Below are 20,810 nucleotides of genomic sequence, written 5' to 3'. Positions count from 1 at the left end.
GGATGGTCGACAGATGATAGCCGAGCGTCTGCCAGCCTGCCGGTGCCAGCCTTTACGTGCCGGCTTCGAACAGCGTGCCCCAGATCTCGTCGACGCGCGTCTTGATGGCCGGATCCATCTTGATCGGCGTACCCCACTCGCGTGTGGTCTCGCCGGGCCATTTGTCGGTGGCGTCAATGCCCATCTTCGAGCCCAGGCCCGAGACCGGCGAAGCAAAGTCGAGATAGTCGATGGGGGTGTTGTCGACCATCACGGTGTCGCGGGTCGGGTCCACGCGCGTGGTGATGGCCCAGATCACTTCCTTCCAGTCGCGGGCGTCGATATCGTCGTCCACCACGATGATGAACTTCGTATACATGAACTGCCGCAGGAAGCTCCAGACGCCAAACATCACGCGCTTGGCGTGCCCGGCGTACTGCTTCTTCATGCGGACCACCGCCATGCGGTAGCTGCACCCCTCGGGCGGCAGGTAAAAGTCAGTAATTTCGGGGAACTGCTTCTGCAGCAGCGGCACGAAGACCTCGTTCAGCGCCACGCCCAGCACGGCCGGTTCATCGGGCGGCTTGCCGGTGTAGGTGGAGTGGTAGATCGGATCACGGCGCATGCTTATGCGGTCGATCGTAAAGACCGGGAACCAGTCCTGCTCGTTGTAGTAACCGGTGTGGTCGCCATAGGGTCCTTCCAGCGCATGCTCGTAGCCCGAAGGGTGTTCGGGGTCCGGCTGGATATGGCCCTCCAGCACGAACTCCGCCGAAGCCGGCACGGAAAGCTCCGACAGGCTGGGCGTGATGCATCCCGCCAGCGCCGTGCGGCTGCCGCGCAGCAGGCCCGCAAACTGGTATTCCGAGAGCGTGTCGGGTACTGGCGTCACCGCCCCGAGGATCGTGGCGGGATCGGCGCCCAGCGCCACGGCGATCGGGAAGGGCTTGCCCGGATTGGCCAGTGCGTGCTCCCGGAAGTCGAGTGCGCCGCCCCGATGCGCGAGCCAGCGCATGATGACCTTGTTGCGGCCGATGACCTGCTGGCGATAGATGCCGAGGTTCTGGCGCTTCTTGTGCGGCCCCTTGGTGATGACCAGTCCCCAGGTGATCAACGGCGCCGCATCTCCCGGCCAACAGGTCTGGATCGGCAGGCGGGCCAGATCCACATCGTTGCCTTCCCAGACTACTTCCTGGCACGCCGGGCTGCTGACCCGCTTGGGTGCCATGTCCCAGACGGACTTGACCAGTGTGAACAGCTTGCCGGCTTCGCGCAGTCCCCGCGGTGGTTCCGGCTCCTTGAGCGCGGACAGCACGTGCCCGATATCGCGCAGATCCGACAGCGACGACGCGCCCATGCCGAGTGCCACTCTTTGTGTCGTCCCGAACAGATTTGCCAGCACTGGCACTTTATAAATATCGCCATCGTCGCGTCGCGGCTGTTCGAACAGCATGGCCGGCCCCTCGGCGCGCAGGACGCGATCGCAGATCTCGGTCATCTCGAGGTTGGGCGACACCGGCGCGTGGACGCGCTTGAGGTCGCCGCGCTGTTCCAGTTGCCCGATGAAGTCGCGTAAGTCTTTGTATTGCATGGTGAAATCCGGTCAGAATGTGGCGCCGCGCCAATCTCCGGCGAGTCGTCGCGGTGTGTGTGACGATACACATGACCCCTCATCGGCGCAAAAAAATCGTGGCAGCCCAAGCATGAAATTGTAAAGAAATTACGAATTGGCCCGAAGGGGTGGCGGCACGCGAGACTAGGCAGGGTATGCGTTTCGAGGTTCTTGGACCCCATATAAGTGTCGTAAAAAGCCTAGTTACAAATAGCTAAAAGTAGTAGGTTTTTGATTCATTATTCTTGACGGGTTATAAAAGCGTTCCTACAATCCGGTCTGCTCTGTGGGGTGTTGCGCTGCACCATGGCTTCCCTGTCTCTGTCAAGAGGCGGAAACGAAAAAAGCAGCGTCGATACTTCCACACTGATCGTCACCACGGATTCCCGGGAGGAGTCCGGTGCGGTCCCCTGGCGGGATGCCAGGTAATAGGAGTTCTTAGTGGCAGGGTGCAGCTCCCCAGGCTTGTATCCTGCTTCCCGTTGGGCGCATGGGGAGCGCCCGCCAACAGATGCTTGGACACCCCTGCTAGGTGGTCGCAGCATCCTTACTTGAGTACGTTGAGATCGGGCACGCGCAGCAAGTCTGGGCGCGCGCAACGGGGCAGCGGATGGAGGTAAGTATGAGCGGTTGGAAAACCCTTCATCTTCCCGGCATCGGGCGGGCATTGCAGGTCCGCGTCAGACAGCCGGTACCCGGTGTAAGCCGCGCACTTCAGGTGCGACTGGCCCATCCGGTGGCAGGTCGCGCCTTGTTGCGCGGCGGCCGAACGACTTTGAAGTACACCTTGAATGCACTCGGGGTGCTGTCCGTGGCCGCAGCGGTCACGCTTACGCTCAGCCCGCAGTGGCGGACGTCGCTTGCCGGTGCGCTGGCGGGGACCGAAGCGCCTGCCGTGCTGGTGGACGCTGCCGTCAGCAACGCCGTGGCCGAAGAGGCCAGCCTTGTTGGCGCCGTGCCTGCGGTGTCGGCGGATGTGGCGGCTGCTCGTCTGCTGGCTACTGTGTCGACGTCGGGCAAGGGTCTGCCGACCGTGTCGGGCGTGGACGAGTGGAGCCACACGCCGGCCGGCAAGGTGCCGTCCGTGGCCCATCTGGCCGCACAGATTCCGGTGCAGCGGGTGGCGATGGATGCGCGCTATACCAGTGCGCTGGGTTCCGCGCGTGAACAGGCTGCCGTGGCCGACTACATCGCCCGCAAGTACCGCGTGGCGACGCAGGCGACGGCACAACTGGTCAAGGCTGCATACATGACGGGCCGCGAGGTCGGTATCGACCCGCTGCTGATCCTGGGCGTGATCGCCATCGAGTCGAGCTTCAATCCGTACGCCGAGAGCGGCGTCGGTGCGCAGGGCTTGATGCAGGTGATGACCAAGGTGCATTCGGACAAGTACGAAGCAGTGGGCGGCGTGGCCGCGGCGCTGAATCCGTATGCCAACATCAAGATCGGTGCGCTGGTGCTGAAGGACTGCATCGCCCGCGCCGGTACGATCGAAGGCGGCCTGAAGTACTACGTGGGCGCCACGACGCAGACCGATGGCGGCTACGGTGCCAAGGTGCTGGCCGAACGCGGACGCCTGCGTGCGCTGCTGGGCCTCACCGGCGCGGAAACCGTCAAGGCTCCGGTGGATCGTCACCAGAACGGCGAGAAGCTGGAAGCTGCAAGCGGTACCGCGCAGGCGGCTTGAACGTCAACGCTGGTCAAACAGAAAGGGCACCCCGAGGGGTGCCCTTTCTGTTTTGGTGATAACCGGCTGGCGGTTCTTCAGCGAAGGAAATGATGCATCCGGTCCATCGCTTCCTCGATATTTGCCATCGAGGTGGCGTACGAGATGCGGATGTAGTCGCGCGCGGTATGGGGGCCAAAATCGGTGCCCGGTACCATGACCACGCCGGCGTCATGCAGGATGGCCTGTGTCAGCTTGTCCGCGTCGCCTGCGGCAGGATGGTTGACGTGGCGGCAATCGGCGTAGACATAGAACGCGCCGTCGGGCTTTACCGGCACCCGCAGCCCCAGCGCCTCCAGGGCGGGCAGGATCGCGTCGCGGCGGCGATGGAATTCCGCCTTGCGCTCGTCGTAGATGGCTAGCGCCTCCTTCGAGAAGCACGCCACGGCTGCATGCTGTGCCACGGCCGATGCGCAGATGAAGAGGTTCTGCGCCACCTTCTCGAACGCCGGCACCAGCGAATCTGGCACCACCAGCCATCCCAGCCGCCAGCCCGTCATGTTGAAGTACTTCGAGAAGCTGTTTACGGTCACCACGTTGTCGTCGAGGGACAGTGCCGACACGGGCGGCGCGTCATACGACAGGCCCTGGTAGATCTCGTCGACGATCGCAAAACCCTGGCGCTTGCGGACTTCGTCCAGAATCGACTTCAGTTCATCGGGCAGGATCGAAGTGCCGGTTGGGTTCGACGGCGTGGCAAGCAGTACGCCGCGCGTCTTCTCATTCCAGTGCTGCACCACCTGAGCGGCGGTCAGCTGGAAACGCTCGGCCGGACCGCTCGGGATCATCTTCGCCTGCCCGTCGAAGGCCGCCACGAAATGCCGGTTGCAGGGGTAGCTCGGGTCAGGCATCAACACTTCGGCGCCGATATCGACCAGCACGGCGCAGGCCAGCAGCAGTGCACCCGAGGCGCCCGCGGTGACGATGACGCGACGCTCCGGGATATCGAGGCCGTATGCCGTCTTGTAGTGGCCCGCAATGGCCTCGCGCAGCGCGTGGATGCCCAGGGCGCCAGTGTATTGCGTGACGCCACGCCGCATGGCGGCCTCCGCAGCATGTACCACCGGGGCGGCCGCCGTGAAGTCGGGCTCACCGATTCCCATATGGATGATGTGCCGTCCGGCACGTTCGAGCTCGGCCGCCTGCTTGGCCAGCTCCATGACGTGGAAGGCTTCGATATTGGCCAGGCGGGACGCGGTGGCGATGTGCTGGAGGTTCATGGCAGATTAGGCAGGCCGTCGGGAAAGAAACCGGTGCAACATTGGGTGAGTGCGCCTCGACATGATAGTCGGCATGAAAAAACCCGCCGAAGCGGGTGTCGTGGTCCAGGCTGGCCGCCGCACGAAGTGGCGCGTCGGCAGTGGGCGCCAGGATCAGCGGCGTGCGGCCACTTCCGGTGCCCGCACCTGCGCGGCCAGCTTGTCGAGTACGCCGTTGACGTACTTGTAGCCTTCCACGCCGCCGAACGTCTTGGTCAGTTCCACGGCTTCGTTGATCACGACCTTGTACGGGATGTCCAGGCAGTGCACGAGCTCGTAGCTGCCCACCAGCAGCGCGGCACGCTCAACTGGCGACAGCTCGTCGACTTTCCGGTCGAGGAACGGCTCGAACGCTGCCGTCAGGCGCGCTTCCTCTCGCACGGCGCCGTTCAGCAGGGCGTTGAAGTGTTCGGTGTCCGCCTTGTTGAAGCCCTGCGCGTCATGCAGGTGCGCCTGGATCGTGCCGATGTCGTTGCGGTTCAGCAGCCATTGGTAGAGCCCTTGCAGCGCCAGCTCGCGCGAACGGCGGCGCGCACTCTTCGGCGGCGCCTTCGGCTCGGTACGCGGCTTGGCGCCCGACGGCTTATCGCCGGTGTCGTTCACATCACTCATCATCTTCACCGTCGCCAGCTTCGTTCTCGCGCAGCGAATCCAGCGCGACCACCAGGTTTGCCATTTCCACGGCGGTACGGGCGCAATCGCGGCCCTTCTCGCGCGTGCGGGCGTGGGCTTGCTCGTCCGTATCCACGGTCAGGATGCCGTTGGCAACCGGAACGTTGAAGTCCAGGCCCACGCGGGTGATGCCAGCGCCCGATTCGTTCGATACCAGTTCAAAGTGGTAGGTCTCGCCGCGCACGACGGCACCCAGTGCCACCAGTGCGTCGAACTGGCCGCTTTCGGCCATCTTTTGCAGAGCCAGCGGCACTTCCAGCGCGCCGGGTACGGTCACCAGCAGCGTGTCTTCACCTTCGACGCCGAGTTTTTCCAGTTCGGCCATGCAAGCCTCGCGCAGCTCGTTGCAGACGGGCTCGTTGAAGCGGGCTTGCACAATCCCGATACGCAGGCCTTCGCCGTCGAGGTTCTTCTCGTAGAAGCCGTGATCCATTGTCAATTCTCCGTAGATTCGTTCAGGCACTGGCAGGCGCCAATGCCCATGATTTCTGTGTGCCTGCTATCCGGACAGGCCCAACCGTCAGTCGCAGTTGGCTTCGCCTTCCATGGCATGGCAGCCGACGATTTCGAGGTCATAGCCCGTCATGCTCGGCATCTTTTGCGGCGAACCCAGCACGCGCATCTTGCCCACGCCCACATCGCGGAGGATCTGCGCCCCCATGCCATAGGTGCGCAAGTCGGGCTTGCGGCGCGGACGGTCGTTCGGGGCGTCCAGCGCCGCAAACTGCGTGAACAACTGGTCGGGCGAGTCGTCGCAGTTCAGCAGCACCATGACACCGGTATCGGCGCCGTGCAGCGCTTCCAGCGCAGCGGGCACGCTCCACGAGTGCGTGGTGCGGCCGGCTTCCAGCACGTCCAGCACCGACAGCGGCTCGTGCACGCGTACCAGCGTGGCGCGATCCGGATGCGGCTGGCCCTTGATCAGCGCCAGGTGCGCGCGGCCTGTCGGCTTGTCGCGGTACATCACGCTGCGGAACGTGCCCCACGGCGTCTGCATGTCGCGCTCGCCCACACGTTCGATGATGCTCTCGGTGCGGCTGCGGTAGTGGATCAGGTCGGCGATGGTGCCGATCTTGAGATCGTGCTCGCGCGCGAACTCCACCAGATCGGGCAGGCGAGCCATCGTGCCGTCGTCCTTCATGATCTCGCAGATCACGGCGGCGGGCGTCAGTCCGGCCAGCGCGCCGAGGTCGCAGCCGGCTTCGGTGTGGCCGGCGCGGATCAGCACGCCGCCGGGCTGGGCGGTCAGCGGGAAGATGTGTCCCGGCTGGACCAGGTCGGCAGCGCGGGCGTCCTTGGCTACCGCGGCCTGCACGGTGCGGGAACGGTCGGCGGCGGAGATTCCGGTGGTGACACCTTCGGCGGCTTCGATCGAAACCGTGAAGTTGGTGCCATGCACGGTGCCGTTGCGCGACACCATCGGATACAGCTCCAGTTGCCGGCAGCGCTCGGCCGTCAGGGTCAGGCAGATCAGGCCACGGCCAAACTTGGCCATGAAGTTGATGGCTTCCGGCGTCACGAAATCGGCTGCCAGGACGAGATCGCCTTCGTTCTCGCGGTCTTCCTCATCGACGAGGATAACCATGCGGCCGGCGCGAATGTCGGCAATGATGTCTTCGGTACGGGCGATAGTCATGGCTGGGGCGACGTTTGATGACAGGCGGGTGCGGATGGCGGGCAGGGCCGGTACCTTGGGGTTACCGGCGAAATCAAGGCCGCTATTGTACGCCAAGGCGTGTGCCAGCGCCCTCGGCGGTGGGCCACAGCCATCGGGTTCTTCCCGGTTGCGCGCAAGTGCGGCGCACGGCATATCCATGGCAGATGGCATTGATCGGAGAGAAGCGCATGACTGCACCGCTGCATGGCATTCGTATCGTGGAATTCGAAGGACTCGGGCCGGGACCGCTGGCGGGCCGGATGCTGGCCGACATGGGCGCCGAGGTGACCGTCATTGCCCGCCGGCAGCGCGGGGCGGTGGCCGAACTGCTGGGTGGCGACAAGCCGAGCCCGTTGCGTCGCGGCAAGCGCATCGTGCCGCTCGACCTGAAACAGGACGCCGACCACGCCGAAGCCTTGCGCCTGGTAGCGGATGCCGATGCCTTGATCGAAGGCAATCGCCCGGGTGTGATGGAGCGGCTGGGGCTTGGGCCCGCTGACTGCGCCGCACGCAATCCGCGGCTGGTCTATGGCCGCATGACCGGCTGGGGCCAGACAGGTCCGCTGGCGCAGTCTGCGGGGCACGATCTCAACTACGTGGCGCTGAGCGGTATGTTGTCGCTGTCGGCGCGTCCCGGCGAAGTGCCAATGACCCCACCCACGCTGCTGGGCGATGCGGGCGGCGCGCTGGGACTGGCCTTCGGCATGGCGTGCGCCATGCTCGAGGCGCGGATCTCGGGCCGTGGCCGGGTAGTCGATGCGGCAATTGTCGACGTGGTGACCATGCTCGGCGGCATTGCGCTCTGGGTTCGCAACAACGGCCAGCTCGACGGCGCCGAGCCCAGCCCGTTCCATGCATCGCCGTTCTACGATGTCTACGCGTGCGCCGATGGCGGATACATCACGATCGGTGCCCTGGAGCCGCAGTTCTATGCGTTGCTGCTTGGCAAGCTGGGACTGCACGACATCGATCCCGCCCGGCAGTACGACACCGCGACCTGGCCGGCGTTGAAGCAACGATTCGCCGCGCTGTTCCTGAGCCAGCCGCGGGAATACTGGGATGCGCTGCTCGGGGGCACCGACGTCTGCTATGCGCCGGTCCTCAGCATTGCCGAGGCCGCCCGGCATCCGCACAACGTGGCACGCGGGTTGTTCGTCGAGCATCCCAACGGGACGCTCGATGCGGCGGGCGCGCCGAAGTTCGGTCCTGCCGGAGACTGAGCGGCAGGGTCAGCCGAGCGTCGCCTCGCCCGAAGCCGACAGCATCCGCTCGACGTATCGCGCGATCAGGTCGATTTCCAGGTTCACGCGCTTGCCCGCCGCGAGTTCGTTGAGCGTGGTGACTTCCACCGTGTGCGGGATCAGGTTGATCGAGAACACGCAGCCGTCGGCTTCGTCGCTGACCGTGTTGACGGTCAGCGATACGCCATTCACGACCACCGAGCCCTTGTAAGCCAGATAGCGGCCAAGTTCGCGCGGCGCGCGGATGCGCAACTCGTGCGACTCGCCCACCGGGGCAAAACGGACCACCTCACCCAGGCCATCGACATGGCCCGACACCAGATGGCCGCCGAGACGGTCCGCCAGGCGCAGCGCCTTTTCCAGGTTGACGCGACCCGGCTGTGCCAGACCGACGGTCTTGTCCAGCGATTCGCGCGAGACATCCACGTCGAAATGGCCGGCTTCCAGCGTGACCACGGTCATGCAGGCGCCCTGGATGGCGATGCTGTCGCCGATGCCCACGTCCGAGAGGTCCAGGCCGCCAGCGGCCACGCGCAGGCGCACGCCCGCAGTGCTATCGCCGAGCGGGGAAACGGATTCGATGCGGCCCACTGCCGCCACAATGCCAGTAAACATATTTGCCTCTGTCTGAATACGATGAAGTCGGTCGTTAGTCCTTGCTGTCGGCGCGACGTGCGATCAGGCGCAGGTCGTCGCCGATCTGCCGCACTTCGTGCCAGCGGAATGCGGTGGCGTCTTCCAGTTTGGTCAACGGCGGCAGGTTGAACATGCCCTGCGCGTCGCCCAACAGGCGGGGCGCCAGATAGACCAGCAGTTCATCGGCACACCCTTCGCGGATCAGCGAACCGTTGAGCTTGAAGCCGGCTTCTACGTGGAGTTCGTTGATGCCGCGCTGTCCGAGCGCTTCGAGCATGCGGCGCAGCTCGACCTTGCCATGGCGGTTGGGCAGGACCACGACCTCCACGCCGCGCGCTTCAAGCGCACGCTGGCGGGCCGGGTCCTCCACCGCGCAGAAGACCAGCACCGGCTTGGCGAAATCACCACTGTCACGGTTCAGGATCTGGGCGTCGAGCGGCACTTCCAGCCGGGAATCGACCAGTACACGTTGCGGCTGTCGCGGTGTGTCGATAGCGCGGACGGTCAGCGCCGGGTTGTCGTCGCGGACGGTACCGATGCCGGTCAGGATGGCGCAGGCGCGCGCGCGCCACGCATGGCCATCATCGCGCGCCGCCTGGCCGGTGATCCATTGACTTGTGCCGTCATGGAGCGCCGTGCCGCCATCGAGCGAGGCCGCCACCTTGACGCGAACCCAGGGCAGGCCCCGCGTCATGCGCGACACGAAGCCGATATTGAGATCGCGTGCCTCTTTTTCCAGCAGCCCGCAGCGCACGTCGATGCCGGCGTCGCGCAGCCGTTGCAGGCCACGTCCGGACACCGATGGGTTGGGATCTTCCATCGCCGCCACCACGCGGGCGATTTTCGCGCGCACCAGCGCATCGGCGCACGGCGGGGTACGCCCGAAGTGGCTGCACGGCTCCAGCGTGACATAGGCGGTGGCGCCAGCGGGATCGTGCCCGCGCGCGATGGCATCCTTCATCGCCTGGATCTCGGCATGGTCGTGCCCGGCCGGCTGTGTGAACCCCTGTCCGATGACCTGACCGTCCTTCATCAGGACGCAGCCGACGCGCGGGTTTGGCGTGGTGGTGAACATGCCACGGGCGGCGAGCGCCAGGGCCTGCTCCATGGCGGTGTGATCAGATGCGGAGAACATGGCTGGTGAGTCGGATCCTGAGGAGGCGTCGGGGCAGTCAGCGTGCAGCGGACGGGGCCGGATTCGTAGATTCCAGTGGGTCGCAATCGATATCGACACCGGGTCGGCAAGTCCGGATACGCCCTTGCGCGCCAAGCCTGACCTGACGCTGTGCGGTATGGCAACGCAAGTGGAACGTAGCAGCGAAGAAGCCACCACGCTCAGATCGTGAGTATCCCACAGCTGTCAAGCGCAGGCTTTGTGCGCCTCCGGCTCCCGCCGTGCCATGCAACGCGACGGTCAGGCACCGCTCGCCCAGCCGGACCATGGAGAAGGGGGGCTGCGAGCGATGCGCCTCGGTTGGGCGGGTAGCCACGGTGGACAGTTGCCAGCCACGGTCTAGTGTCCTGGCGTTGGCCGCAGGACTCAACATCACCTCGGTGCGGCGTGCTGCCGCCGTGGTACGCGCCAGCGCCAGCGAGGCCGCCAGCAGGTCCGCCGCCCGCGCGACGTGATACTCCGCCACCAAATCGCTTAGCGATGGCAGGGCCGCCAGCATGAGGATCGCAGAGACCGCCAGTGTGACCAGCATTTCGACGAGCGTCACGCCCCGTACGTCCCTGCCCGGTGTCTTCGGCATATCAGCAAGCCTCCGGCAGTGGAATGGGAATATCGTCGGTGGTGAGCATTGAAAGCCACTCGCCGTTGCTGCGCAAAATCACGATGCCGCAGGATGCGTCGGGATAGGTCGGTGTCGCGCGGATCTCGACGCAATGAGACAGGTCGGCGCCGGCACAACTCGTTGCGGTCAACCAGTGCCGGGTGCGCGCAGGCGGCGCGGGCACCGGCGATGGCCAGTCGCCCGCCGGGTTGGCGCCATCCGCTCCCTTTGCGAACGACGTGGTAATGAGCGCATGACGCTCCAGCGTCAGCATCGCCGAGATCAACGAGGCGCGCGCCTGGAGCCGCCAGGCCCGCTCCGCGTGTCGCTGCCAGGCGGGCAAGGCCAATACGGTGAGTAGCGCCGCGATGACCACCACCACCAAGAGCTCGATCAGGCTGAAGCCGGCGCACCGTTGAGTTCGATGAGGCTCGTTCATGGCGTTCATGGCGTTCATTGCGGTGTCCTGATCAGTTCGCGCCAGCCTAGCCGTCCGCGTTGGCGATGCCATCGGGCCTCTTGCATCGGAAGCGCGGTATCGCCTTCGATGCGCCACCACGCAAGGTCGAAGGTCTCGCGCGTGGAGGTTGCGGGCGCCCGCGGCTGCTCCAGTGTGCTGGTCGAGGTGGGAGTCGAGGTAATGATCGGCATGGCAGTCTGCCCATCCCATGGCAGGCCAGTCGCCGCTGGCACTGGCGCGCCGTTCTCGTCCTTCACGGTCACCGACACCCCGCGTGCCGCATCCACCAGATAGCTGCGCTGCTGTCCATCGGGCGTGACGGTCGTGAAAGCGAGATGCACGGGACTGACGGCGTGGAGGGTGTCGATCCGTTCGTCGGTACGCGGCATTCGCATCGTCCAGCCGGCGTCTCCCGGCAAGCCCCTGGGGTTTGCGGGCTGCAGCACGACGCCATCTCCCGTCGCCACCGCTTTGATACGGGAAGGCTCGCGACGAGCGCCGGATTGGTCTGGGATCGCCGAGAGTTCGCTACCGCTGCTGTAGACGACCATCGGTCCCGTACCTGTCTGGATGACGACCGGAGGTTCTGCGGTATCCGTCGAACTGGATGCATGGCGATGCATGCAGATCGGCGCGGGGACATCGGTGTCACGCGACAGGTGGTCGAGTCCAAATCGCCAGAGCCGCCCCCGGTCATCGCTGGCATAGGCGGCACCTGCAACGCCGCTGGCATCGCGCCGGACCGTGGCAGCCAATAGCCGGGCCGCCGGTGCCGAGACACCGCAGCCCGATGCGGGCAGGGACAAGCGTCGCACCTTTCCTGTTTCGTGCCAGGCGCTGACCGGCCGGTCGAGCGGCAGCAGTGCCAACGCGGCGGGCGTGTTCGATCCAGGCTCGGGTGCGAGGATTGTCACAGCGGCCCATCGACGCACACCATATTCCATCCACATGGCAGCGCGCACTGGCCCGCTGCCTGATAACGGCAACTGCGCATTGGCGCCAATCTCCCAGAGCAAGCCAATGGGCGTGGCGGCATCGGGGTCCGATACATCAAGCACAAATACCGCGCCGGCCTGGAGAGACGAGTTCGTCCTGTTGGCGGGAATGGCGCAGAGCAGTAACGTTCGCCACGTTCCAGCGGGATCGGCGTCGATGCTCTCCGGCCGGGGGCACGGCGCAGGGGGAAGCGGGTGGCCAGGCGTAGCGACCGATGCCGCGTCGCGGAGTAATGTGCGTGGCAGGTACGCAGCCAGTTCCTGTCCGGTGACTGCATCGAACCCATGTAGCAGGCCGTCGCGCGTGCCAAGCCAGACCGTGGTGCGGCGCTGCGCGTACCGATTGCGAAAGGGCGTGTGGCCCGGCTGCATCGGCAGCCATCGGGGCGGCGGCACGACATGAACGCGCGCGCCTGTGGCGCTGGCCAGCCGGGTATCGCGCGGGCGATGCGCCGCGTCGGCACCGCTGCCGCGCAGCCACGACATGCGCGATCGGCCCGTGCCGCCGGGTTCCACGGCATCGAGCATGACCTGGGTGTCGACATCGAGGGCGAACCAGCGCAGGGGATCGAGTCTGCCTCCGCCAAGGTAAAGCCGACGTTCGTCGATATCCTGCCGATCCAATACATCGCCGGCCTCCCATTGGGAGAGGATCGCCTGCGAAGACAGCGACGTCGTACGGAACGCCAGCGCTTCCAGCCGCCCTGTCCATGGATGGCCACCCGCGGAGATCCTGTAGCCGAGCGGCAGTTGTCGGGGAGTGGCAAGGGCAGAAGGTTGCAAGCCGCAGAGCAGCGCACCCATGAGCCAAGCGATCATCGTCGAACTGCTGCTCATGGCTGGAACTCCGTCTGCAGCACGACGCGGATGCTCCGATCTCGCCCGATACCCAAGGCAACGATGGCCATGCGCGGCCACATGCCTGCGGCAGGAGTGTCAGGATCGTCGCTGAGTTCTATGAGATAGCGGGGCAGGGTGGTGGCGCCGATGACATCGGCCGGGAGTTCCGGCAGTGTGGCGCCGGTGATCGAACCCAAAGGAATTCCCGCACTATCCGCTGCGGCGCCATCGAGCCAGGATTGCCATGCCCTGCCATCGCCGTCTGCGCGGCAGATACCCGCCTGAGGGCCGCTGCCACAGGTTCCGGGCGCGGGCCAGGCAGAGAGTCGGTTGCTGGAAGACGCCGTCGCGGCGATCAGGTCGGCTTCGGCATCACGCAGCGCGGCTTCGGCGGCTCGGAACGCAATCTCTCGATCCAGTTGGTGGCTCGCCAATTGCCGCCCTGTCAGCAGAAAATGCAACGACGCCGCGCCGATGCCAGCGATCAGCAACATCAACGTGGCGACGAATGTCATCAGCGCGGCGCCACGATGCTTGCGGCGATTGCGACGCGTCAGCATAGGCCCTCCATGCAGTGCGATGGATTGCGCAGTCGGATAGTGCTGACGAAGGTGCGGCGTCGCAGTGCAGGTTTCGATTTGGGGGTGAATGCGTCGTCATCGACGGCATCTTCCCCCGCCGCTACAGGCAGCAGCGATAGCCGCTGTCTCCACGCGTACAACACGGTCGGACGTTCTCCGCGAATCACCACGGCAATCTGCACGGCTCGCACGCGATGCCACGTGTGGGCACCGAGCGCATCTACACCTTGTGCCGACAGGAAGCGCTCCACCGCACCGTCACCGTTCGCGTCGATGCCATAGCGCAATTGCAATGTTTCCACACCGCGCACCAATGTGCCCGCCGTGTAGCGCGTAGCCCGCACGCGGGTGCCCTGGCGGCTCGGATATCGGCATAGCAACTGCGGCACGCCATCGCTGGCGATGCCGATGTAGAAGAGGTTGGTCGCGGCGTGGTGGGGCAACGGGGCGCCATCCGGCGGAAAGGCGCGCGCCGGCAACGCATACCCACCGCAGTCGCTCATCGTCCCATCGGGCAAGGTCGGGTCCGTTGCACGTCCACTGCCTGAAACGCGAACGAGCAGCGCATCGCTGCGTAGCACGCCGGCGCGTGCACAGTTGAGGCTGGCATCGATCGATGGCATCGCGCAGTTATCGCGCCCTTCGATCGGCGGGACGGGCGCGGGATGCAACGGGGAAAACGCGACCTGCCCGGGTATCCATCCGGCCTGCCGCACCGCATGCCCGATGATGGCTAGCGCGCGCTGGCCGCGTTCCTCGATCTCCATGCTGTCCGCCACGCTCGCATAGGCGTCGCGCGCAGCCCAGAAGGACAGCAGGACCGCTACGGTCACCAGCATGCCCAATGCCAAGCCAACCATCATGTCGACGAGCGCGAAGCCCTGGCTGTGCAATCGCCTCTTCATGGCGAAACCCACAGCGCAATGCGCGTCGGCATGACAGTGTCCTGTGCCACCCGGGACGTTGCCTCGGCAGGCAACATGGCTACAGCGAGGCGAGAACCGGGCAGGCATCCACCGCCAGGCGATGCGGTCTCGCAGAGCGCCACGCGCGACGCATCGCCACCGACGATCGGCCAGGCGTCGTCTCCCACCTCGGCTTGCTCCGCAGCCAGGCGAAGCGTCGCCACCAGCCGCTCGTGCTCGCCACTCCAACGCAACCACCCAGTCGACAGTCCGGCCAGCGGAACGGCCGCAAGGCCAACGATGGCGATGCAGAGCAGCGATTCGAAAAGGGTATAGCCGCCGCGATGCCTACGATGCGTCAGGCAGGATGAGGACGGAGCGTGGGAAGAAAGGGTCGGAAACATCGGGCATTCGTTCGGAAGAAACGGATGCCCACGATAGCGGCGGAGAGCACGCTAAAACGTGTCCGGTTGTTGTGGATCTGTGGAATTTTGTGTCCGAGGGGCAATCAGTCGATTCCGACTGCGCCTCGGTACCGATGTACGGCTGCGTTACCAGCAGACGCCTGCCGTACTGCCACTGGAGCCTGTCGCGGTCCTGGTGTTCGTGTTGTCGACCGTGAGGTTGCCGCATACGGCATCCGGTCGACCGGACACTGGCGCCGCAGTCAAAAGAAAGGCGGTCTCGATAGCACCGCCGACCGGTACCGAAATCGTGATGAGGTAGCTGCTGGAGTCGCAGGTATCGCCGGACGGCGTCGTGGCGCCTCCGCACGATGTCAGCTTCAGCGCTGCGGGATCGAGCGTGTACACGTTGTTAACGGTGAAGTAGCGCTCCAGCGCGCCCTGCACGCGCGCCAGACCACTCTTGGCCTCCGCGCGACGTGCCTTGGTCACGAACTGCTGATACTGCGGAATGGCGACCGCCGCCAGGATGCCGATGATCATCACGGTGATCATCAGTTCGATCAGCGTGAAGCCCCGGACTCCCGCAGCGCGCGGGCTGCGCGCAATTGGTGTGTTCATCATGGCGGTTTTCCTTGTTGCCTGCCTTGTCGTGAATGCCCGATCCGTCAATGCTGGATCTGCCGCCACGACACACGGCCGACAGGGACATCGGTGTTGAACTTCGTGTGGGTGGGATCTTCCTTGTTTCCGCTCAAGTAGGCATTGTTTCCGAGCACGGCGGCGTTCGTCACGATCTGATCAGACTTCTTGCCGTTCACCACTTGCCCGGCAGTGTTGCCACTGCCCCCCACGGTGTCTGCACCATTGAATCGTCCATCGCCATTGACGTCGAACATGGAAACCGTCTGGCCACCTGTCAAGCCATCCATCACCATCTGCCAGCCGGAACCGCCGCCTGCACACAGATCCGACGACGGGGTCAGCGTGGAGAACATGAATCGCGTCCCTTGCATCTGCGGGTCGTACACCACGCGCTCACCTTGCGGGGACGAGCCCGGCGACGTCAGGTTCAGATACCAGCCCATGGCGCCGGTCGCATAGTTCACCGCGTTCTTGCTCAGCACGCGATACCAGTCACCCGTGCTGGATTGTGCTTCCATCGTGATGGACTGCTGCACAAGCTGCGAGCGAGTGATCGTTTGCTGCGCGCTGCTGTTCTTGTCCCACACGCCGTAGACGGATTGCGTGCTCATGTTGGCCGGATCGCTGACATCGATGTATCGGCCGGTGCCGAACATCATGATGTAGCCGCCCGCGCGATTTCTCATGCCACCGAACCCGGTGGTGATCGGCTGCGCATTGCCGGTGGCATCGGTAGCGGTGAACAGCAACTGCCGCGTGGCCTGGTAGTCGGTCGGTACCTTGCCGCTCACGTCGAACTTCCAGACATTGCCGTGCAGGTCGCCGGCATAGATGGCATCGGCCTTGAAGTCGCCGTCCACATCGGAGACATAAACCTGCATGATGCCGTTGGACTTGGTCAGGGCTGCCGTGGCATCGTTGACCGTCAGCTTCAGGTAGTCCGTTCCGAGCCGCCAGGTCTTGCTGCCGGGCGCGCGGTCCAGGAAGACGACGAAGATCGATGCGCGCACATCCGTGCTGTTCAGGCCATTGCCGAAGACGGCGGCCCACTTGCCGTTGCCGAGCCGTACGATCTTTGGTCGGCCATAGGTATAGCCTAGATCCGCGTCATCGTTGCTGGTGAATTCCCATAGCACCGTCGAGCCTGCGGTGGATTCATTGATCGCTGTGGGGTCGGTTACGTCCAGTGCGTAGATGCCCTTGCCGCCGCCGCCCAGGCCTCCTACGAGTACGGTCTTCCAGCCATTGTTGACAAAAGCGTCGGTCACTGTCGGCGTGCCGTCGACGAAGTAGCTATGGGCATAGGTGCTGGACGTGAGGCTGGACAGCTTGCTGTAGAGCGGTGAGGGCACGTATGCGAACAGCTCCTTGCCGCCGTCGCCATTTGCACTCATGTCAGCCGAGAACGCATGCAGCATGCCGTCGTTGGCGCCCACGTAGAGCATTGGCTTGCGCGTGCGATTTGCCACCACGAAGTCCACGTAGCTCGCATCGCCATAGCCGGCCACGGGGGTGCCAACGTACTGCGGGCTCGAGTTCACGATGTCGCCGAGCACGGTAACCGGACGCGTACGGAATTGCGATGCACCGTCACCTTCGTTGGTCTGGTCGCCACGCAGCCAGAGCAACCGCCTGCTGCCCTGCGTATCGCTGCCATTCAGGGCTGTCTGGTAGGCCGAAGGCAGGCTGTTCCATCGGAACGGGATGCCAGCGCTGGTGGCATCCGCCGTGTTGTAGGTCAGGATCTTGCGGCTATCCTGGCCCACACCCTTGAAGCTGTTTCCTGCATCCCATTTCGCCGGGGTGACGACATCACCATTCTTGTCCAGCGCATAAGCCAGCAATTGGCCGGACCAGTCCGCGCCATTGAAGCGTGCCTGGAAGATACTGGTATCGGTCTGCAGCGACGACGTGCTTGCTGCCACTGCGGCAGACGAGGATGTCTTCAGGATCGAGAGAAATGCGCGTTCCAGTGCCGATGCCAGTGCGCCGGGGTTGGTCGCGTAGAAGTAGTTGTCAGGCAGGCCATCCGACCCCCCCGTGCCGTCGGAGAGCCGCACATCCCATTCGGAAGCCAGATCGGGGATGCCATTGCCGTTCAGATCCTTGAAGCCGCCCCATTTGGCGGCGTACAGCAGAGGATCCAGGAACTGCGATCCCGACTGGCCATTGGCGCTGTAAGTGACGCTGGTTTCCGGGTCGCCAAAATTGCAGAGATTGCACCCGCCGGTCTTGTTGATGGGGGCGCTGCTGGGTGTCACCGTGATGCTGACGGGGTCGTCGTACTTGAAGTTGTAGATCCCCGAGTGGAAGTGCGGGCCATCCTGCGTGGTGCCCGAAATGGTGTAGCCGAAGCCCTGGCCGTTGGCCGATGACCCCGACACCACACGCGTGGAGACCGTGATGTTGCCGCCGTTGACGCTGTAGCTGAGGATCCCCCACACGTCCTGGTCATAGTCGCCGCCGGCGATCGAATCTTCCCAGTTCACATAGAATTTGCCGCTGGTGGCTGTCTGCGAGATCACCTTGAAATCCACCAGCGTGCCGGTACTGGCATCGGCCGTCACGTTGTTGGGCGACTGCGGATGTAGCCGGTAGGCCGGCATGATTGTCACGGCCTTGCCGTTCACGTTGACGCTGATCTTCGGCGTGTTAGTGGCGAGCTGCACCGCGTAAGTGCTCATCTTCAGGGATGTCGTGTCCTGCGTGGGCACGCCCAGTGCGGTGGCCTCCGTGGCCGAACGCAGACGGTTTGTCTTGGCGAACAATGCCGCGCCCGCAATCTGGAATGTCCCCTTCTGCGACGGGCCTTCCGGGCAGATGCCGAGCACATCGCTGAAGTTGCTCACTGCCTTGGCCGAGCACAGGTTGTCGATCGTGCCGCCGGTAATGCCGCCGGCAAACCACTTCTTGTCCGGGATGCTTTCGCCAACACCCACCTTGTTCGTATAGCCGCTAATGTCAGGCGACCCATTCAGCGCGATGATGCCGCTGAGCTGATCGTTGTCATACGAAGAGACGCTCGAATTGAAGACTAGCGCGTTAAGCGGCGAGCAATAAGGCGCGCGGTTGGCGTTCGTCTTCGGCAAGTCCATCGGATTGGCCCAGGCTGGCGTCGTCAGTCCCAGCGTGGCGTCCTTGCCGGTGCTGGAGGGCTGGAACCCGCTGGTTGCTGTCTTGCCGCCGAAGTAGCGCAGCGTCTCGACAAAGATCTCCGAGATTGGGTTGCCCCACGTGGAGCAGTTGCCTTCATTGGCCGGCTTGTTCTGCGCGTTGGAACCACCGCTCGCCTGGATACCCGTCTGCTGGTAGTTACATTGGTCCGCATTCACGTAGCTGCCATCGTTGTAGCTGTAGCCATAGGGGCGCAGCTTGTCGATGTTCCACACAATGCCCTTGACGGCACCCGTAGATGCCGCATACGTGAACACGCCGTTGCCAATGTTGATCTCCGATGCGAAGTTGGTCACGTTCTGCCGCAGTACGCCGCCGGAAATATTCTTGTCGTAGCTGCCGGTCATCAGGCCGAACAGCATCTGGCCCGTTTCCCCGTACTTCTGCAGCAGGCCGTAAGGCTTGTAGCTCGTGCCGTACTGCCTGCAGTTTTCGGAACCGATCAAGCTGGACACGCAGACCTGCACGCGAGCGTTGAACACACCAGTGTCCTGCCCCGAGCCGAGTCCGCGCGCCGACTGCGAAGGATTCTCCGCCGACGAGTTCATGCCGGACAGTGCAGCGCGGTTGCCATTCGACGATCCCGACACCGTGGCATCGCCGATCTTGGGTAGGAAGGAGCCTTGGGAGTTGTTAGCCTCCGCAGACCAGTTGCATTGCCATTTTTCCGATGCGCCCCAGGTTGCGTAGTTGCCGGCGACGACACGAATCTGTGGCGCCTGCTGATTGGTCTGCGAGTTGATGTTGCTGGAATCCTTCGGGGTGACGTTGCACAGGGTCAGCCCGCCGCGCGTCAGGTTGGTCACCTTCCATGACGAGAAGTTGGAGTTGGTGTTGCCGGGGTTCGACACACCATCGGCGTAGAACGCCATGTTGACCGAGTTGCTGTTGACCTTCATCACCCAGCCGGTCATCGAACTGCCGGCGGTGGCCCCAGACGCCGGCTCGAACCGCAACTGATCGCCGGGCTGCACCTTGCTCACGTCATTGAGTGCGACGTTCGATGGCGCGGCGGCAGCCAGCTTCATGCCGGTACTCGACGTCAGCGTGCCAACGGCGGAAGCGACTTCCACCGTGACCGGCACCAGTTTGGCTACATCGGAACCGTTGTAGAACTTGGCCCAGGCGTGGGCATCCATCGGCAGGAACGCGCGTTCCAGCACGGTCGTCGTCGCAGTATCTGTCGAACGGGTGCCGCCGTAGAGAATCTTGCGCACCTCGTCGATGCGGCTCATCGTGGCCCAGTTGAGGAAGTTGCCGCTCCAGGTCTTGCCATCGCAGTACCGGGTAGTGGTGATCGACTTCGGTACGAAACCCTTGATCGTGGTCTTATCGTAGTCGTAGCACTTGTTCGAATCGAAGTAACCGGCGTATTCGATGCTGTTCGTGTACGTGGTATCGAGTAGGCCGTCGCCGTTCAGATCGGTGTAGTCGTTGTACGCCTTCTGGTGCAGCGAGTGGTCCTTGGTCAAGTCGATCATGACCATGGGGGGCACATTGCCACCGGCGTACAAGGGCCGCTGGGAAAGGGTGAGCTGGGGGCCGGCGGCGGAAGCCGTAGCAATGGCTAGCATGCACGACACCGCAAGCAGGACAGCCTGCGCGCGACTCACGATGCAACGATGGGAGGGGGCCTGGGTCATGGTGCGCCTGACAGTAAGGGTTGCGCTAGACAGTCTTGCGTTGTCAAAAGGGCGTCGTCAGAAACGGACGACTTCCTGCACCATCACCTTGGTGCTGGGATTCGCGCCGTAGCCGATTGCGGTGACGCGATACACATACTTGTTGGAGCCGAACTCGATGTCGGTCGGCTCCTTGAGGGGCTCGATCAGATAACGAGGTTGCCTCGAGACGCCATTGGCGCCTGCGCCGGGTGCGTCGATGGTCGGCATCTTCTGCGATGCCGCGAGTCCCGTCATTTCGCCCAGTTCGACCGATCGTGCGGGATCTTCGATATAGAGGTCCCAGACCTGCTTGCCCGAGGTGGCGTACTGGCAGTAACCCTTGAACCCATCGAGATCGCAAGTGGGTGATGAACCGGTCAGGCCATTGAGCTTTCTGGACTTGGAGATGTCCGTGCGCGCATCGCGTAGTGCGGATTCCGCGGCCTGTAGCGCAATACTTTCGTCGCGCGTGTTGCGGGCCAGACGCTCCGAATTCAGACTCATCGTGCTCGCAGCCAGGCCAGCGAGCGTCAGGATGACCAGGAGCAGCAGCACCAGGATCAGCGACATGCCGCGCTGCTCTTG

The 20,810-nt window shown here is 64.2% G+C and carries 18 protein-coding genes; 2 read left to right on the top strand and 16 right to left on the bottom strand.

Features of this window, described 5'->3' with window-relative positions:
* Positions 1-52 precede the first annotated feature (52 nt).
* On the bottom strand, positions 53-1,570 hold the full coding sequence (ubiD, locus tag GA566_RS12095) for a 4-hydroxy-3-polyprenylbenzoate decarboxylase (protein WP_160472864.1): 1,518 nt from the start codon (positions 1,568-1,570) through the stop codon (positions 53-55).
* A 643-nt stretch (positions 1,571-2,213) separates the two neighbouring features.
* Between ubiD and GA566_RS12090 the strand changes: the two genes are divergently transcribed.
* Positions 2,214-3,278 carry a lytic transglycosylase domain-containing protein gene (locus GA566_RS12090; RefSeq protein WP_160472863.1) on the top strand — a complete coding sequence of 355 codons (1,065 nt, stop codon included), beginning with the start codon at positions 2,214-2,216 and terminating at the stop codon, positions 3,276-3,278.
* 77 nt (positions 3,279-3,355) lie between these two features.
* Here GA566_RS12090 and GA566_RS12085 read toward each other — a convergent pair whose 3' ends face one another.
* The 4 genes from GA566_RS12085 to ribBA all read right to left on the bottom strand — a co-directional run bounded on the left by GA566_RS12085 (position 3,356) and on the right by ribBA (position 6,884).
* Positions 3,356-4,537, bottom strand: a complete 1,182-nt coding sequence (locus tag GA566_RS12085) for a pyridoxal phosphate-dependent aminotransferase (protein ID WP_137925122.1) — start codon at positions 4,535-4,537, stop codon at positions 3,356-3,358.
* 153 nt (positions 4,538-4,690) lie between these two features.
* Complete coding sequence (nusB, locus tag GA566_RS12080; protein ID WP_137925176.1) at positions 4,691-5,188, bottom strand: transcription antitermination factor NusB; 498 nt, start codon at positions 5,186-5,188, stop codon at positions 4,691-4,693.
* On the bottom strand, positions 5,181-5,681 hold the full coding sequence (gene ribH, locus GA566_RS12075; protein WP_137925123.1) for a 6,7-dimethyl-8-ribityllumazine synthase: 501 nt from the start codon (positions 5,679-5,681) through the stop codon (positions 5,181-5,183). Before ribH ends, nusB begins: the two co-directional genes overlap by 8 nt.
* Positions 5,682-5,768: 87 nt before the next feature.
* A complete protein-coding gene (ribBA, locus tag GA566_RS12070; protein ID WP_137925124.1) occupies positions 5,769-6,884 on the bottom strand; it encodes a bifunctional 3,4-dihydroxy-2-butanone-4-phosphate synthase/GTP cyclohydrolase II in 1,116 nt (371 codons plus the stop codon).
* A 209-nt stretch (positions 6,885-7,093) separates the two neighbouring features.
* Between ribBA and GA566_RS12065 the strand changes: the two genes are divergently transcribed.
* The gene (locus GA566_RS12065) at positions 7,094-8,125 is read left to right on the top strand and encodes a CaiB/BaiF CoA-transferase family protein (protein ID WP_160472862.1); all 1,032 of its coding nucleotides are present in this window, start codon (positions 7,094-7,096) and stop codon (positions 8,123-8,125) included.
* Positions 8,126-8,134: 9 nt separating this feature from the next.
* On the opposite strand, the gene GA566_RS12060 is transcribed toward GA566_RS12065, so the two are convergent.
* The 11 genes from GA566_RS12060 to GA566_RS12010 all read right to left on the bottom strand — a co-directional run bounded on the left by GA566_RS12060 (position 8,135) and on the right by GA566_RS12010 (position 20,795).
* A complete protein-coding gene (locus GA566_RS12060; RefSeq protein WP_137925126.1) occupies positions 8,135-8,761 on the bottom strand; it encodes a riboflavin synthase in 627 nt (208 codons plus the stop codon).
* Between the two features lie 34 nt (positions 8,762-8,795).
* A complete protein-coding gene (gene ribD, locus GA566_RS12055) occupies positions 8,796-9,917 on the bottom strand; it encodes a bifunctional diaminohydroxyphosphoribosylaminopyrimidine deaminase/5-amino-6-(5-phosphoribosylamino)uracil reductase RibD (protein ID WP_160472861.1) in 1,122 nt (373 codons plus the stop codon).
* A 37-nt stretch (positions 9,918-9,954) separates the two neighbouring features.
* Positions 9,955-10,536, bottom strand: coding sequence for a Tfp pilus assembly protein FimT/FimU (locus GA566_RS12050; protein WP_160472860.1), 582 nt, complete (start codon positions 10,534-10,536; stop codon positions 9,955-9,957).
* Between the two features lies 1 nt (position 10,537).
* A complete protein-coding gene (locus GA566_RS12045; protein WP_237380157.1) occupies positions 10,538-11,014 on the bottom strand; it encodes a type IV pilin protein in 477 nt (158 codons plus the stop codon).
* On the bottom strand, positions 11,011-12,849 hold the full coding sequence (locus GA566_RS12040) for a PilC/PilY family type IV pilus protein (RefSeq protein WP_160472859.1): 1,839 nt from the start codon (positions 12,847-12,849) through the stop codon (positions 11,011-11,013). Before GA566_RS12040 ends, GA566_RS12045 begins: the two co-directional genes overlap by 4 nt.
* Positions 12,846-13,412: a pilus assembly protein PilX gene (locus GA566_RS12035; RefSeq protein WP_160472858.1), complete on the bottom strand. Its 567-nt coding sequence runs from the start codon at positions 13,410-13,412 to the stop codon at positions 12,846-12,848. Before GA566_RS12035 ends, GA566_RS12040 begins: the two co-directional genes overlap by 4 nt.
* Positions 13,406-14,338, bottom strand: coding sequence for a PilW family protein (locus GA566_RS12030; RefSeq protein WP_237380155.1), 933 nt, complete (start codon positions 14,336-14,338; stop codon positions 13,406-13,408). The genes GA566_RS12035 and GA566_RS12030 overlap by 7 nt, the downstream gene beginning before the upstream one ends.
* The gene (locus GA566_RS12025; protein ID WP_160472857.1) at positions 14,335-14,742 is read right to left on the bottom strand and encodes a type II secretion system protein; all 408 of its coding nucleotides are present in this window, start codon (positions 14,740-14,742) and stop codon (positions 14,335-14,337) included. Before GA566_RS12025 ends, GA566_RS12030 begins: the two co-directional genes overlap by 4 nt.
* A 147-nt stretch (positions 14,743-14,889) precedes the next feature.
* Positions 14,890-15,366 (bottom strand): type IV pilin protein, encoded by a 477-nt coding sequence (locus GA566_RS33215; RefSeq protein WP_202126692.1) that lies wholly within the window; start codon positions 15,364-15,366, stop codon positions 14,890-14,892.
* 44 nt (positions 15,367-15,410) lie between these two features.
* Positions 15,411-20,135: a pilus assembly protein gene (locus tag GA566_RS12015; RefSeq protein ID WP_160472856.1), complete on the bottom strand. Its 4,725-nt coding sequence runs from the start codon at positions 20,133-20,135 to the stop codon at positions 15,411-15,413.
* A 126-nt stretch (positions 20,136-20,261) separates the two neighbouring features.
* Entirely contained in the window at positions 20,262-20,795 is a 534-nt protein-coding gene (locus tag GA566_RS12010) for a PilX N-terminal domain-containing pilus assembly protein (protein WP_160472855.1), read from the bottom strand.
* Positions 20,796-20,810: the final 15 nt, after the last annotated feature.

The organism is Cupriavidus sp. SW-Y-13, assembly GCF_009793345.1.
In the GTDB taxonomy this organism is placed as follows: Bacteria; Pseudomonadota; Gammaproteobacteria; order Burkholderiales; family Burkholderiaceae; genus Cupriavidus.
Note: the sequence above shows the minus strand (reverse complement) of the source record. Positions and strands in the feature narration are given on the sequence as shown.

Excerpts from the sequence above, each read along its gene's own strand:
- ubiD (WP_160472864.1), bottom strand. The coding sequence starts at position 1,570 with ATGCAATACAAAGACTTACGCGACTTCATCGGGCAACTGGAACAGCGC.
- GA566_RS12090 (WP_160472863.1), top strand. The coding sequence starts at position 2,214 with ATGAGCGGTTGGAAAACCCTTCATCTTCCCGGCATCGGGCGGGCATTG.
- GA566_RS12085 (WP_137925122.1), bottom strand. The coding sequence starts at position 4,537 with ATGAACCTCCAGCACATCGCCACCGCGTCCCGCCTGGCCAATATCGAA.
- nusB (WP_137925176.1), bottom strand. The coding sequence starts at position 5,188 with ATGAGTGATGTGAACGACACCGGCGATAAGCCGTCGGGCGCCAAGCCG.
- ribH (WP_137925123.1), bottom strand. The coding sequence starts at position 5,681 with ATGGATCACGGCTTCTACGAGAAGAACCTCGACGGCGAAGGCCTGCGT.
- ribBA (WP_137925124.1), bottom strand. The coding sequence starts at position 6,884 with ATGACTATCGCCCGTACCGAAGACATCATTGCCGACATTCGCGCCGGC.
- GA566_RS12065 (WP_160472862.1), top strand. The coding sequence starts at position 7,094 with ATGACTGCACCGCTGCATGGCATTCGTATCGTGGAATTCGAAGGACTC.
- GA566_RS12060 (WP_137925126.1), bottom strand. The coding sequence starts at position 8,761 with ATGTTTACTGGCATTGTGGCGGCAGTGGGCCGCATCGAATCCGTTTCC.
- ribD (WP_160472861.1), bottom strand. The coding sequence starts at position 9,917 with ATGTTCTCCGCATCTGATCACACCGCCATGGAGCAGGCCCTGGCGCTC.
- GA566_RS12050 (WP_160472860.1), bottom strand. The coding sequence starts at position 10,536 with ATGCCGAAGACACCGGGCAGGGACGTACGGGGCGTGACGCTCGTCGAA.
- GA566_RS12045 (WP_237380157.1), bottom strand. The coding sequence starts at position 11,014 with ATGAACGCCATGAACGCCATGAACGAGCCTCATCGAACTCAACGGTGC.
- GA566_RS12040 (WP_160472859.1), bottom strand. The coding sequence starts at position 12,849 with ATGAGCAGCAGTTCGACGATGATCGCTTGGCTCATGGGTGCGCTGCTC.
- GA566_RS12035 (WP_160472858.1), bottom strand. The coding sequence starts at position 13,412 with ATGCTGACGCGTCGCAATCGCCGCAAGCATCGTGGCGCCGCGCTGATG.
- GA566_RS12030 (WP_237380155.1), bottom strand. The coding sequence starts at position 14,338 with ATGAAGAGGCGATTGCACAGCCAGGGCTTCGCGCTCGTCGACATGATG.
- GA566_RS12025 (WP_160472857.1), bottom strand. The coding sequence starts at position 14,742 with ATGTTTCCGACCCTTTCTTCCCACGCTCCGTCCTCATCCTGCCTGACG.
- GA566_RS33215 (WP_202126692.1), bottom strand. The coding sequence starts at position 15,366 with ATGATGAACACACCAATTGCGCGCAGCCCGCGCGCTGCGGGAGTCCGG.
- GA566_RS12015 (WP_160472856.1), bottom strand. The coding sequence starts at position 20,135 with ATGCTAGCCATTGCTACGGCTTCCGCCGCCGGCCCCCAGCTCACCCTT.
- GA566_RS12010 (WP_160472855.1), bottom strand. The coding sequence starts at position 20,795 with ATGTCGCTGATCCTGGTGCTGCTGCTCCTGGTCATCCTGACGCTCGCT.